At 42.4% G+C, this 15,136-nt stretch carries 10 protein-coding genes; 1 reads left to right on the forward strand and 9 read right to left on the reverse strand.

Translation table 11 applies throughout. The annotated features are described in order from the left end of the window. Window positions 1-75: 75 nt before the first annotated feature. Genes C511_RS0115485 through C511_RS0115495 form a run of 3 tightly spaced genes read right to left on the reverse strand, consistent with a single transcriptional unit; the run spans window position 76 to window position 3,046 of the window. Window positions 76-963, reverse strand: a complete 888-nt coding sequence (locus tag C511_RS0115485; protein ID WP_024996779.1) for a vitamin B12 dependent-methionine synthase activation domain-containing protein — start codon at window positions 961-963, stop codon at window positions 76-78. Beyond that, window positions 960-2,306 carry a dihydroorotase gene (locus C511_RS0115490; protein WP_024996780.1) on the reverse strand — a complete coding sequence of 449 codons (1,347 nt, stop codon included), beginning with the start codon at window positions 2,304-2,306 and terminating at the stop codon, window positions 960-962. The genes C511_RS0115485 and C511_RS0115490 overlap by 4 nt, the downstream gene beginning before the upstream one ends. Next, window positions 2,303-3,046 carry a polyprenol monophosphomannose synthase gene (locus tag C511_RS0115495; protein ID WP_024996781.1) on the reverse strand — a complete coding sequence of 248 codons (744 nt, stop codon included), beginning with the start codon at window positions 3,044-3,046 and terminating at the stop codon, window positions 2,303-2,305. Before C511_RS0115495 ends, C511_RS0115490 begins: the two co-directional genes overlap by 4 nt. 127 nt (window positions 3,047-3,173) lie before the next feature. On the opposite strand from C511_RS0115495, the gene mfd reads away from it, so the two are divergent. Then, window positions 3,174-6,539 (forward strand): transcription-repair coupling factor, encoded by a 3,366-nt coding sequence (gene mfd / locus C511_RS0115500; RefSeq protein WP_024996782.1) that lies wholly within the window; start codon window positions 3,174-3,176, stop codon window positions 6,537-6,539. A gap of 6 nt (window positions 6,540-6,545) precedes the next feature. Here the strand turns inward: mfd and C511_RS0115505 are convergent, their stop codons facing one another. The 6 genes from C511_RS0115505 to C511_RS0115530 form a co-directional block, all read right to left on the reverse strand. Continuing rightward, window positions 6,546-8,396 (reverse strand): YgiQ family radical SAM protein, encoded by a 1,851-nt coding sequence (locus tag C511_RS0115505; protein ID WP_024996783.1) that lies wholly within the window; start codon window positions 8,394-8,396, stop codon window positions 6,546-6,548. 44 nt (window positions 8,397-8,440) lie between these two features. After that, window positions 8,441-8,665: a sulfurtransferase TusA family protein gene (locus C511_RS0115510; RefSeq protein ID WP_024996784.1), complete on the reverse strand. Its 225-nt coding sequence runs from the start codon at window positions 8,663-8,665 to the stop codon at window positions 8,441-8,443. Beyond that, window positions 8,662-8,979, reverse strand: a complete 318-nt coding sequence (locus C511_RS0115515) for a hypothetical protein (RefSeq protein WP_024996785.1) — start codon at window positions 8,977-8,979, stop codon at window positions 8,662-8,664. The genes C511_RS0115510 and C511_RS0115515 overlap by 4 nt, the downstream gene beginning before the upstream one ends. Before the next feature lie 108 nt (window positions 8,980-9,087). After that, window positions 9,088-12,009, reverse strand: a complete 2,922-nt coding sequence (locus C511_RS0115520) for a golvesin C-terminal-like domain-containing protein (protein ID WP_027318377.1) — start codon at window positions 12,007-12,009, stop codon at window positions 9,088-9,090. Between the two features lie 176 nt (window positions 12,010-12,185). Beyond that, window positions 12,186-14,177, reverse strand: coding sequence for a glucosamine-6-phosphate deaminase (locus C511_RS0115525; protein ID WP_024996786.1), 1,992 nt, complete (start codon window positions 14,175-14,177; stop codon window positions 12,186-12,188). Window positions 14,178-14,349: 172 nt separating this feature from the next. Then, window positions 14,350-15,135, reverse strand: coding sequence for an amidohydrolase (locus C511_RS0115530; RefSeq protein ID WP_024996787.1), 786 nt, complete (start codon window positions 15,133-15,135; stop codon window positions 14,350-14,352). Window position 15,136 lies beyond the last annotated feature (1 nt).

Here is a 15,136-nt window from a genome sequence, read left to right on the forward strand (position 1 = left end):
GGTTAGTCGTTTAGTACCGCTTAAAAATCACACAACGAAGTGATTTTTTTGTTTATGGAGTCATTGGATTGTGTCTTATTGTAAGTTGGCAGCCAGAAACTTCTTCATTTCCTCTACTGTCTTACCACGTCTTTGCGCATAGTCGGCCAACTGATCTTCGCCTATCTTTCCTACGGCAAAGTATTGTGACGCCGGATGCGAAAACATAAGTCCGCAAACAGAAGCATGGGGATACATGGCACCGTTCTCGGTGAGCTTGATACCAATTTGTTTCATGTCAAGCACTTCATCGAGCAGGAAGTTTACCGATTGGTCGGGTAACGAAGGATAACCAACCGCCGGTCTTATTCCCTGATACTTCTCAACCATGAGGTCTTTCATGCTGAGGTTTTCATCTTTGGCGTAACCCCAGACTTCCTTGCGTACGTATTCGTGCATCTTTTCGGTGGCAGCTTCAGCTAGCCGGTCCGACAATGCCTGAACAATAATATGCTTATAGGGATCTTTCTCAAATAAACCTTCCATGTCGGCATCAATGCTGGTTGCAAAAGCGCCTACCGTGTCTTTGATTCCCGATGAGAGGGGGCGTACAAAATCACTCAGACAAAGGAAAGGGCCTCCTTCTCTTTTCTTGGCTTGCTGCCGGAGTAGCGGAAACGTAACACCGTCGATGATGAGATTGTCGCCATCGGAGTTTGCTTCGCACAACTTAACGACCGACTTAATTTCAAAATCTTCATCGAGTTGGTTGAGCATGCGGTTGGCATCTTTATACAACTGCATGGCCTCGGCTGCCTTAGCTCTGTCTTCTTCCGGGAACCCGGCTAACCAAGACGCGCGGCAGGAGTCGCATCCGTGAATATCTGCAATTGCGGCAAAGCGGGGCTGAAATCCCCAGGCATGGAAAAAGTAAATCCAGTTGATGTACTCGGATACCTCATGAATCTTATACTTTATAATCATCTAAAACTTAATCTTTGTCCGCGATACGTTTCATCAATTTGCCCTTGTGAGTAAACCGGATGTCCGTTAACGAATGTGTTCTGTACCGCCCAATGAAAAGTGGTACCTTCCAGAGGACTCCACTGACACTTGCTCAGAATCTGTTCCCGGGTTAACTCCCAGTCGCTTTTAGGACGTACCAAAACCAAGTCGGCCTGATAGCCTTGACGAATATATCCGCGGTTATTAATACTATAAATTGTAGCAGGTGCGTGGCACATCTTTTCCACCACCTTTTCAATAGTAAACACTCCTTCGTCAACAAGGTTCAACATACTGACCAAAGAAAATTGAATCATAGGCATTCCCGAAGCAGCTTTCAAAGCTCCTCCTTCTTTATCGGCCGGCAAGTGAGGTGCATGATCGGTTGCAATGGTGTCAATCAAATTACTGTTCACAGCTGCACGGAGTGCTTCCCTGTTATTGGCTTTTTTTATAGCCGGATTGCATTTGATGCGGGTTCCCAGTCTTTTATAATCTCTTGCTGCGAAAACAAGGTGAGGTACACAAACTTCTGCTGTGATTTTCTTTTCTTCAACCGGAATTTCGTTGGTAAACAAACCTAGTTCCTTTGCTGTAGAAATGTGTAATATGTGCAAGCGCGCCTTCTCTTTCTGTGCTAGTTTTACAGCCATTTTTGAAGAGGCATAACAAGCTTGCGTAGAGCGTATCAGCGGATGATAGCCAATCGGGAGATCATCGGCGCCATTGAATTTTTCTTTGTAATGGTTCTGATTCTTTTTAATGATATCGGGGCTTTCACAATGCGTGGCTATCAGTAAGTTGGTAGAGCTGAAGATGTTTGACAGGCTTTTTGCGCGGTCAACCAGCATGTTACCGGTACTGGAGCCCATGAAAAGTTTTATGCCGCACACACTATGCTCATCCAACTGCGAAAACTCTTTGTAATTGTTATTGGTTGCACCGAAATAACAAGAGTAATTCACCGAAGATTTTTGAGCCATGATGTCGAGCTTCTCATGCAGCGCACTCAAGGTTACAGTGAGCGGTGTGGTATTGGGCATATCCATTATTGATGTGACTCCACCGGCTGCGGCTGCTTTGCTTTCGGTGGTAATGTCTGCCTTGTGTGTCAGTCCCGGATCTCGAAAATGCACGTGCACATCAATAATACCGGGTAGGAGGTAGCATCCTGTTGCGTCAATAACTTCCCCGCAAGGATTTTGAGGCGTTACGCCCGCAGCCAGTATTTCGGCTATTTGTTCACCTTCAATAACGACGGACCCCGTAAATAGTTTCCCTTCGTTCACTATCGTAGCGTTTTTGATGAGAATACGTTTCATTTTTTCTGAGGATATTTATAAAACCAACTGTTTATCTTTAATTTAATAACTCCGAAAACGGCTTCGCCGAATATACTGCTATTCATTTTAGAGCTTCCCAATTCGCGGTTGATGAAAATAACCGGTACTTCGGTTATGTTGAACCCGCATTTGTATGCTGTGAATTTCATCTCTATTTGAAAAGCATATCCTTTGAAGCGGATTTTGTCTAATCGAATGGTTTCGAGCACTTCTTTGCGATAGCATTTGAAACCGGCTGTTGTGTCATGCACAGGCATTCCGGTAATGATGCGTACGTATTTGGAAGCAAAATAGGACATTAAGACTCTTCCCATCGGCCAGTTTACCACATTAACTCCACTGACGTATCTGGAACCGATGGCTACATCGGCACCTCCTTCGTGACAAGCTTTGTATAAACGGGGTAAATCATTCGGATTGTGTGAAAAGTCGGCATCCATTTCAAAAATGAAGTCGTATTGATGTTGCAATGCCCAGTTGAACCCTGCAATATAAGCGGTACCTAATCCTAATTTGCCTTTTCTTTCCAATATAAAAAGCTGATCGGGGAATTCGGTTTGCAAGGATTTTACAATGGCAGCAGTTCCGTCGGGTGATCCGTCATCTATGATAAGAATGTGAAATACCTTTTCAAGTCCAAAGATTGCACGAATTATGTTTTCTATGTTTTCCCTTTCATTATATGTGGGAATAATTACAATGCTGTCCGATGTCTGCATATAGGAGTTTTGTTAAATTGAGAAACAAATGTACTCTTTTTCTTGTAGTTATAAAAAAGAATGCATGAAAACTAAGTATAATTTAGTACTTTTGTGCCCTAATTAGCTTTTTTGATAATAGCAAAAGATGACCATTACCGAACTGCAACAACAATATGCCGCACATCCTCATACCGATGCGGTCAATAAATTACTTAACGATACTTCAGTTAAACATCTTTTTTGCGGAGGATTATGCGCTTCCGCTGCTTCTTTTTTTTCATCCTCATTGATCCGGAAATACGATGTTCCATTCGTTTTCATATTGGGTGATGTGGAAGAAGCAGGCTACTTTTATCACGATCTTACGCAGATATTGGGAACTGAGCGGGTTTTGTTCTTTCCTTCTTCTTTCCGCAGGGCGATAAAGTATGGCCAAAAAGATGCGGCAAACGAAATTTTACGCACCGAAGCACTTAGTCGTTTGGAAAAAGGAGATACATCTGTCTGTATCGTTACTTACCCCGATGCGCTTTCGGAAAAGGTAGTTTCCCGTAATAATTTAAAGGAAAAATCGCTGAAACTACATACGGGCGAGCGGGTCGACACGTCTTTTATTACAGACGTACTTCATAGTTACGGATTTGAGTACGTTGACTATGTTTATGAACCCGGACAGTATGCCGTGCGCGGAAGTATCATTGACGTGTTTTCTTTTTCTTCTGAATTTCCTTATCGTATCGACTTTTTCGGCGATGAAGTGGAGAGTATCCGTACTTTTGAAGTTGAGTCTCAGCTTTCAATAGAAAAGAAGAAGAACATTGTGATTGTTCCCGATCTGGGACTTGGCGATGGAAGTGATACTTCTTTTCTTGATTTTATTCCTCAGAATACCGTATTGGCGGTGAAGGACTTTCTATGGCTTCGCGAACGCATGCAGGTTATTTATGAAGAGGCGGTTGCTCCTCAGGCTCTCATAGCACAAGAGGAAGGATCGGCTCCGATGAGACTGGAGAATAAACTCATTGACGGAAGTGAGTTTGTGACCAGAGCACTTGATTTTCGTCGGCTTGAGTTCGGATCAAAACCCACCGGTACACCGGATGCCAGTTTGCAATTTGCCGTAACGCCTCAACCTGTCTTTCATAAGAATTTCGATTTAGTTGCTGCTTCCTTCAAGGAGTATCAGGAGAAAGGTTATACTCTTTATATATGTAGTGACAGTAATAAGCAAACTGAGCGAATCCGTTCCATCTTTGAGGATCGTGGTGATCACATCAGCTTTGTTCCCGTGGAACGAACGTTGCATGAAGGTTTTGCCGATAATCAACTGCGTATTTGTGTGTTTACCGATCATCAACTTTTTGACCGTTACCACAAGTACAATTTAAAGAGTGACAAGGCGCGCTCGGGTAAAGTGGCTCTTTCGTTGAAGGAACTGAATCAGTTTACTCCCGGAGATTATGTCGTACATACCGATCATGGCGTTGGACGTTTTGCCGGATTGGTGCGTATACCTAACGGAGACACGACGCAGGAGGTTATCAAAATAGTATATCAGAATGAAGATGTTGTGTTCGTATCTATTCATTCCCTACACAAGGTTTCCAAATACAAAGGAAAAGAAGGAGAACCTCCACGCCTGAATAAATTGGGAACAGGTGCTTGGGAGAAGTTGAAAGAGCGAACCAAATCAAAGATTAAAGATATTGCACGTGATCTGATTAAACTTTATTCGCAACGTAGGGAAGAAAAAGGGTTTGCGTTTAGTCCCGATAGTTTTCTGCAAAGAGAGTTGGAAGCAAGTTTTATTTATGAGGATACTCCTGACCAGAGCAAGGCTACTGCTGATGTCAAGCAAGATATGGAACGGGATGTGCCGATGGATCGTTTGGTGTGCGGTGACGTAGGTTTTGGTAAAACCGAGGTTGCTATTCGTGCTGCTTTTAAAGCGGTGACAGACAATAAACAAGTCGCTGTTTTAGTTCCCACAACCGTATTGGCTTATCAACATTATCAAACATTTAAAGAGCGCTTGAAGGATCTTCCCTGTAAAGTTGATTACCTGAGTAGGGCACGTACTGCCACACAGACGCGAAGTGTTATCAAAGGATTAAAAGAGGGTACGGTGAATATCTTGATCGGAACGCACCGTATTCTTGGCAAAGACGTCGTGTTTAAGGATCTTGGACTGTTAGTTATTGACGAAGAGCAGAAGTTTGGAGTTAGTGTGAAAGAGAAACTCCGCCAGTTAAAAGTCAATGTTGACACGTTGACCATGACGGCAACGCCTATTCCGCGTACATTACAGTTTTCATTGCTGGGTGCGCGTGATTTGAGTGTGATTTCTACTCCTCCGCCTAACCGTTATCCCATACAAACAGAGTTGCATACGTTCAACGAGGAAGTCATAACAGATGCCATTAACTTTGAGATGAGTCGCAATGGTCAGGTGTTTCTGGTTAATAATCGAATCTCGAACTTGCCGGAGCTGAAGGCAATGATTCAGCGTCGCATACCCGACTGTCGCATTGTGATAGGACATGGACAGATGGAGCCTGCGCAGTTGGAACAGGTCATTTTAGATTTTGTGAATTATGACTACGATGTGCTGATTGCCACAACCATTATTGAAAGTGGAATAGATATACCGAACGCGAATACTATTATAATTAATCAAGCTCATAACTTTGGTCTGAGTGACTTGCATCAGATGCGAGGCAGAGTAGGACGTAGCAATAAAAAAGCATTCTGCTATTTATTGGCACCTCCCTTGCCCAGCTTGACTCCGGAAGCGCGTCGACGGTTACAGGCCATTGAGAATTTTAGTGATCTGGGAAGTGGTATTCACATTGCTATGCAAGATTTGGATATACGTGGAGCGGGTAATATGCTTGGTGCAGAGCAAAGTGGTTTTATTGCTGATCTGGGGTACGAAACATATCAGAAGATATTAACAGAGGCTGTACGCGAATTGAAAACGGATGAGTTTGCTGAGTTATATGCCGATGAGGTGATGAGCGACGGTAAGATCAGTGGCGAGCAATTTGTGGACGAATGTATGGTTGAGAGTGATTTGGAACTTCTTTTGCCTGCCAATTATGTGACGGGAAGCAGTGAGCGAATGTTGCTTTACCGTGAGCTCGACAGTTTGAATCTGGATAAGGAGGTCATGGCATTTCGTGGCCGATTGGAGGATCGCTTCGGACCTATACCTCCCGAAACGGAAGAATTGCTGCGTATTGTTCCTCTGAAACGTTTGGCAGCCCGACTGGGAGCAGAGAAGGTTTTCCTGAAAGCCGGAAGAATGACTCTGTTTTTTGTCTCCAACCCCGATAGCCCATTCTTTCAAAGTACTGCTTTTGGTAAAGTGATTGCTTATATGATGGCCTATACCCGTCGCTGCGAGCTGCGCGAACCTAATGGCAAACGGTCTATGGTTATAAAATCAGTTGAGAATGTTGAAACAGCTGTTAGTGTGCTGCAAGAAATGATAGCCATGGAAGAAAAATAATTTCTTCTATGGCTTTCCGTACAGTTGGTCTATCAAATCTTTTCTGCCGAGTCTTTTTAGTTCACTGATAATATTACGGCGTTCATCGGGTTTATACCAGAAGAAGAATTGTCGTTGTGCCAGCTTTTCACGAGGCGTTTTTGCACTGAAAACAGGTTCTAAAGTATATGGGTGATAACCGGTATACCAGGCTTCTGTAGCTACTGTCATAGGAGTAGGGGTGAAGTCTTGGACCTGTTCCAAATGAAAATCCAAGCGTTTGGTTTGCACAGCCAGTTCAGCCATATCTTCTTCTTTGCAGCCGGGGTGGCTACTTATGAAATAAGGAATAAGCTGTTGACGCATATTCTCTTCCCTGTTGATGCGGTCGAATATCTTTTTGAACTCTTCAAACTGCTTGAAAGAAGGCTTTCGCATGATGTAAAGAACTTCGTCGCTGGTGTGCTCGGGTGCCACTTTGAGACGGCCGCTTACATGACGGCTGATCAGTTCGCGAGTATACTCATCTGCATGGCGGTTTATCTCTTCTTTTTTGCTTCTATGCAGTAATAAATCATATCTGACCCCACTGCCAATGAAACTTTTCTTAATACCCGGAAGTGCATCTACGCTCCGGTAAATATCCAACAATGGCTTATGGTCCGTATTAAGATTAGGACAAATTTTAGGGTGAATGCACGAAGGACGTTTGCACTTTCTGCAAATATCTTCATCAATGCCTTTCATCATATACATATTTGCCGAAGGCCCGCCCAAATCACTTAAATAGCCTTTGAAGTCAGGTAATTGAGTCACGTCACTAACCTCTTTGAGAATGCTTTCTTTGCTTCTGCTGACAATGAATTTACCCTGATGCGCCGAGATGGTGCAAAAGGCACAACCACCAAAACAACCTCGATGAATATTGACCGAGAACTTGATCATGTCGTAGGCAGGAATCCGCTTGTTCTTGTATTTTGGGTGCGTTAAACGAGTATAGGGTAAATCAAAAGAATGGTCGAGCTCTTGCTGATTCATGGGCGGATAAGGTGGGTTTACCACTATCGCTTCTTTCCCTACGTACTGAATCATTCTGGATGCAGCATATTTATTACTTTCTTCCTCAATGAAACGGAAATTGGCAGCCTGTTTCTTCTTGTCACTCAAACATTCTTCGTGGCTGGCCAACAAAATATCGTCGGCATTCGGTTGAATGGATGATGATATGTAAGCGGTTTGAGGAATGAAGTCTAATGCTTTCAGGTGGGCTACAGTTATATGCTCAATGCAGGCTGTCTCTATTTCTTTTTGTAAATGATGTACCAAATCAACGATTGGTTTTTCGCCCATTCCGTATATTAGTAAGTCGGCTCCACTATCACATAAAATACTTTTTCGAACAGTATCTTGCCAATAGTCATAATGCGTAAGCCGGCGCATGGATGCTTCAATCCCGCCTAAAACAACCGGAGTATCCGGCCATAATTCTTTCAGAATACGTGTATATACAATACTGGGATATTCCGGACGCATATCAGGACGTGCGTCGGGAGTGTATGCATCATCACTGCGAAGTCGTTTGTTGGCCGTATATTTGTTGACCATGGAATCCATACAACCGGCACTTACCCCAAAGAAAAGACGTGGACGACCCAATTTTTTGAAATCTCTTAAATCATCTCGCCAGTTAGGTTGAGGAACAATTGCAATGCGCAAGCCTTCAGCTTCAAGTATGCGACCAATTACAGCCGCGCCAAATGAAGGGTGATCTACGTATGCATCACCGCTAAAGAGGATTACATCCAGTTCTTCCCATCCACGAAGCTCCACTTCTTTCTTGGTTGTAGGCAACCAGTCTGTCAGTTTGTATTCTTTCATGGATGCAAAGATACGGATAATTCTGATTATTTACGCAATCAGGTTCAGATGGCTTCATGTTTAGTGAACTCCAGACTCATTTTCTCACCGTCGTATATTTCTCTGAAACCAATTTTCTGTTCCGACAAGTAAGCCTTAATATCACTAAATGCACTACTGTCATTCATGATTATTTTGATGCTTTCTCCGGGTTTGGCTGTTGCTATGGCAGCAACAGCCGGAACCAGCGGGTTGTATCTGATTTCTTCGCAAGTATTTATCGTTTTCATGATTCGTCGTCCTCCTCTTCTTCTTTTTTAAACCAACTTATATAAAGTTTTATAAGCTGTTGCAGTCCAAAAGCTTTCATGTTATTGTGATAAATAACATCAATACAGAGGTCAAGCAGGTCTTTGCTATTTTCTGTTTCCGATGCAATCAAAGAGCGTACGTTCCATTTTAATTTTTCAAGAACTTCCTCATCTACAATGCCGGTACTGTCAATCAGGTGGCGGAAAAGACCATATTTCTCAATGGTTTGTAGGTTCTTTTTGGATATTTCCATGCTGCGTGTGCCCGATGGATTTGCTTGTATAGTGTACATAGTGTTGTTTTTTTAGGTTATTACTATAGGGCAAAGATAAACTTTAAATTGAAAAAACAACTACCACTTTGCATTCTTAACTTAATTTGTACCTATTTACATGCAAGACTATTTATCGGAGAAAAACTTTAGTATGGAGGCCATAATAGAGGCTCGGTCGTCTTCGGATTCAATGCTTTCGAAAGGAAATCCCATTACAAATGTACGGTAATCTCCTTTGAAAGCCACCCCTGCACTCTGATTGCCAGGCAGATAGCTGAATACTGAAAAGGCCGGAGCCAAAGGAACTAGGCAGTCGGGCTTTGTAACAGCATACGATCTTTCGTTAGGCAAACGAGGTATTGAAATCGTTTTTCCTAATCCGCTGATATTTCCCGATCGATTTTCCTGTAACGATGCTTGGTAGCCATATTTCAGAATTTTCTCCGTGAACTCGCGGTTACCTTGTGATGAACTCATGTCACTGCCAATGTAAGCACCACTCACAAAAATGTTACCTCCATACAAACTATACGACGTTAATGCTCTTTGCATGGCAGAAGAGAACGTTTTGTAATAGGTCTGTCCGGCCTGAATGCCACTTGTATTCTCTTTTTCCAAACCCAATATCAGGTCGACTACATCGTATGCGTCCAATGGCACCTCACCACTTTCAACTGATTCATCGCTACACGATACGAAACTGAATGAACCGGCTGCCTGTATGGCTTTTCCATGAATGAAAGGATAATCAAATGTATTGCCGGCTATTTGTATACCTTCCAGTTCGCCAGTGCTATAACCCAGACACCCTTTTCCTTCTTTGCCACCTTTAGTTCTGTCGAATCCTGTTTGCACTCCGCAAATAGATATATCCGACAGATAAGCCACCCCCGGATCCTCTTCCATGTCAAATCCGGCTTGCTGCTCATTATTGACTATTGCCGGAGCACTTAGACGGTCAAATCCGTTGATAATAAGAACTCGTCCACGTTCTTTGCGGGCTTTATAGGCAGACAGAATCTCCGATGGAAAACTTTCTCCGCCGTGATTAACAGCAGCAACTTTAAAAGAATAAACCAATCCAGGTTCTATTTTGGCTGTATAAGTTGTAGCGTTTACCGTAATCCCATTGTCAAAACCTCCACGGCCCACGCGTGTGTACACTATATATTCTCTAGGCTTAGCAGTCGGTTCGAGTGGGTCGTTTACGGCATTCCAGTTTAATTCCACCGTATTTTTCTTTTTTCCGAAACGGATAGAAAAATGATCTACCGGCAAGGGCTGAACAATAAAATCTTTGTTGTGCTGTGTTGATAGAAAACGAAGTACGGATTTGTACAATGCACGCCCTACTGTAAATTTAAAGTTTGGATCGTGTCCCAAACGCATATCTGCAAAATTTTGATGCGACAACAGTTCCACAATGGTTGAAGGGACAGCAGGCAAGCGAGTCTCACTATAATTCCTATCCCATAACTGCCTGCGGCTCCATGGTAAATTGAAGGTTGACGATATATCGTTTTGAAGTTGAGACAGCATAATGTCAGCCAAATCACGCGAAGCCAAACGATTGGTTCCTGCATTTAATTTTTCATCATTAAAGTTTGTTGTGCAAATAGCTAAAGATCCTATTATATCATCTTCTTTATCAAATCCTGCATCGCTGTGTAAAGCAAGCGTCATCTCCAGAGGAACCCCTAATCCTTTTTCTGTGGGGTTATAAACAGAACCGCCCGATAAGTAGTTCACGGCATTGGCCCGCGTATTGATATCATCAATATAATCATTGCTACCCTTACGCCCTCCGTAAACGTCGTATGGCATGCCGTACCACTGTGCGCTATATCGAGCTCCTTCCAGATATCGGGGTAATCCGCTGGTACTTCCTCCTCTGACAATGTTGCCCATTCCTCCTCCGAAGCGTACTGCATCAGCGCAAACGATTCCTTTCTCTTTGCTTTCGTTGCTGAGTACCACCATGCCGTAGTCATTAGTTCCCTTGTCAAATTCAAATGTTCCCAAATAAACCCATGTGCCTCCACCTATTTGTTGGTTCACCTTGAATTCAGTAACACCTCCCTTGTGGAATACCAGATATTTGGCATCACTCACGCTATTTTTCATTGTTTGATAAGTAACATATACAGCATATTTGCCTGTTTCCGGAATTTCGGGCACCCATTCAGCAAATGCTTTATCCTTTTTCCGTTCCGTAGCTGCATAGCGGGCTGTGCCATGCAAAAAAGGATTTTCACCATCTTGATAAGTTGGCTTAAGCTGGGCAAAACCATTAGATTCTGCTTTTTCCCATCGTGCTTTTCTGCTTTTCACTTCCAGATAAAAAGAACTACCTTTTTGAGTATCATTGTCAACTATTACTTCCTGCTTCTGGGTATCTCTTTCACGCGGAGTGTAAACAACCGCGCCTGCATTTTGAAGCATCGGAATGACGTAGGGCAGAATAAAAGATTGAGTAAATTGATCTTCTGTAGTAGAAAATAATCTGGGCCGTTGCCATCCCCATTCTTTTTTGTCATTAATGAAATATTTGCCGTGGCTTTGCCAAAGTGCCACGTGTTGACCATTAAGACCTTTACTGATGTTGTAAGGACGTGAGTTATTGATCACCCAAGGTGCCCCTTTGTATTCAATGTTTGTAAAAAGGCGAGATTTGTCTTTTTTCGATTTCCTGTAAATATTGGGACTAAGTTCACTGATTTCTTTCCGGTTGGTAATAACCTGAATGTCATAGAAACAAACAGGCCCCGGCAACAATTGCTTTAGCTCCTGATAAATTGTTTCAGTGATTTCGGGCAAAAAAGGTTGGCTGGCAAAGTTATCACCTGCATATACAAACAACTTCTTTCGGTTGTGATCAACCCTGAAACTGTCCAATTTACAAGTTCCGATGTTGGCTCTTACCGGTTTGTATTGTCTGAAATAACTTTTTAAACGGTCTTCTACATTACGCTCCAAATCCTGAGCAAGGACGGTATTATTGAATAAAGATAGATATAGCAGGGTAAGTAAAACAGTCAGCTTCTTCATTTTTCTTTTATTTGAAATACAAAAGTATCAGTAATAAGGAAAAAAAAGAAAAATGATAGGTTAAGGATGATTAACATCCCAAAGAAAAACAAGCCATTGGTTACCGGTATTTCACTTCAAAAAGAAAGCCGGACAACCAATAGCTTGTTTAATTAATTGTTACGGTATGTCCTTATTTATAAAGGTATATACTCAACAAAAGCCTCCATTGCTTCATAAGAAGCTAGTCCTAAACTATCGTAAAGTGCAGCAGTGCCACGGTTACGCTCCTCACTACGCTGCCAAAACAGACGTTCGTCGTTACCCATAAACGGTGCACTTTCCATTTGCGACTGATGTTTGAGGATTGAATTACGTTTGGCTCTTAATTCTTCCGGACTGATAGGTACAGCCATTTCAATGTGTTCAATTTCCCACTCTGCCCATGCACCTCGGTACATCCATATGCGGCAATCTTTCAACCATTTGGCTCCTTCTTCTTTCTCTAAGTCAATTGCAGCAAATACAGCATCTGTACATACACGATGAGTTCCGTGCGGATCAGCTAAGTCTCCTGCCACAAATATCTGATGCGGTTTTACTTCGCGAAGCAAAGCTCTTACGATTTCCACGTCTGCCTCGCTGATAGGATTCTTTTGAATTTTACCCGTTTCGTAGAAAGGAAGATCCAGAAAATGGCATCTGTTTAATGGAATATTATTATACATACAAGCAATGCGTGCCTCGCCGCGACGAATCAGACCTTTGATCGTCAGAATGTCGCGAGTGTCCATGTCACCATCTTTTTTATCTTTAAGAAATTCACGGATCTCCGCATATTTATCATTGATAACCTTATCGGCACTCTCAATGAATAATTGATTAAATCCGTTGATGAAATGAAGAAAGCGAATAACTTCTTCATCGCCTACTGCTATATTTCCGGAAGTTTGATATGCCACGTGCACTTCGTGCTTCTGTTCAACCAGTCGGCGAATAGTGCCACCCATGGAAATCACATCATCATCAGGATGCGGAGAAAAAACAACAACCCTTTTAGGGAAAGGCTTAGCACGTTCAGGACGGTAAGTGTCATCAGCATTGGGCTTACCACCGGGCCACCCGGTAATAGTGTGTTGAAAATCATTGAAGATCTTGATGTTAACATTGTAGGCAGAGCCATACAAAGCCAACAATTCACTTAGTCCGTTTTCGTTGTAATCTTTATTTGTTAATTTAAGAATAGGTTTTTTGGTGATAGCGCAAAGCCATACAATAGCACTTCTAATGAGTTTATCATTCCATTCGCAGGAAGTAACCAGCCACGGCCGCTGTATGCGGGTAAGATTTGCTGCAGCCGAAAGATCAATCACTACATGCGCATCGTTGTGTGTCTGTATGTATGATGCAGGAATATTATCTGTTACAGCACCTTCTACACAATTCTTTATCATGTGGGCTTTGTCTTCTCCCCAAGCCATGAGAAATATTTTTTTGGCAGCGAGAATGGTAGAAACTCCCATCGTGATAGAACTAATCGGTGTACTTTCTATGCTACCGAAGGATTTGGCTGCTTCGTTTCTGGATGCGTTATCAAGAAGAATGAGTCGCGTAGCAGAATTTAATCGAGAGCCAGGTTCATTAAAAGCAATGTTTCCAACCCTTCCTATTCCTAATAAAGCAATGTCAATGCCACCAAAACTGGCAATTCTTTGCTCATACAACTTGCAATATTCAAATATGGTATCTTTGGCAATAGTTCCATCCGGAGTAAAGAGGTTTTGTTTATCAATGTCAACGTGATCGAGAAACATCTCTTTCAATGCATTGAAATTGCTATTAACTGCATCAGGGGCCAGCGGATAGTATTCGTATAAATTGAATACAATAACATTTCGGAAGCTCAGCTTTTCTTGTTGATGCATCCGTATCAATTCCGAATAAACATTTCGGGGAGAGTTGCCTCCTGTTAGCGCCAAAACACAAAATTTGCCCACTTTTTGCTTTTCCTTAATGGTTTGAGCAATTTCGTAAGCTATTTGATTAGCACCTTCCTCAGCAGATTCAAATATGTCTGTAGGGATTTTCTCGAATCGGGTTAACACCGATTTCTCAAATGCATTCTCGGGTTTGTAGTATCTGGGGGAAACCCTGTTGAGAGTGATTTGAGAACTAAGATTTGTTTTCATAAGTTCTTTTTTGAGTTATGTTAAATTAAAGTCGTGTGACTGTTATTCACGACAAATATACTAAATCAGTTTGTTATGAAACTCTTTTTAGTATCATATTGTTGCGCAATCAGCAGGTTTTTAACATTTGTTTCTCTTCGGAAAGAGCTCAAAACAGTGAAAGGAAAACGTTTTAATCGATGTGAAACGAGTCGGCATCTTTCCAAGTGGGAAACTTTTCGCGGAATAGATGCAGGTTTTTTAAATTTAGTTTGGCGGTAGCAAAGTGATCCTCATTATCAGGGACTTGCACTATGACATCTCCCCGGGCAGAAACAACCACACTTCCTCCGTTGTAATCAATGTTGAATGCGTCTTTCCCAATGCGATTAACCCCACACACATAGCATGCATTCTCAATAGCACGGGCTTTGAGTAGTATATCCCACACGGATCTTCTTCCTGCAGGCCAGTTTGCCACATAAATAAGAAGGTCATATTCATTGTTTACGTTTCGGCTCCATACCGGAAAACGTATGTCGTAACAAACCAACAGACAAATATTCCAGCCCCGATAATGAATAATACTTTTTTTATCTCCGGCGGCAAAAGCTTCAGTTTCACCTCCCATACGGAAAAGATGTCGTTTGTCGTAAAATACGGAGTCGTCTTCAGGAGTAATGAAAAAGGCGCGGTTAAAATAAGAGGTATTTTCGCAGGCTATATAACTACCTGCAATGGCCAGATTGAACTCGGAAGCCCATTGTTGAAGTGTTGTAATGGTCATTCCCGTGATGCTTTCACTTAATACATCACTGCGCATGCTGAAACCTGTTGAAAACATTTCAGGCAAAACAACAAGATCCGTTTCTCCGCAGAGCTTTTCGAGCTTGCTGCGGAGTGAACGGAGATTTTCCTGCTTATTCTCCCAGATAATCTCTGTTTGAATGATGGTTATTCTTAAGTCGTTTAACAACATG

The organism is Bacteroides graminisolvens DSM 19988 = JCM 15093 (genome assembly GCF_000428125.1).
Classification (GTDB): domain Bacteria; phylum Bacteroidota; class Bacteroidia; order Bacteroidales; family Bacteroidaceae; genus Bacteroides; species Bacteroides graminisolvens.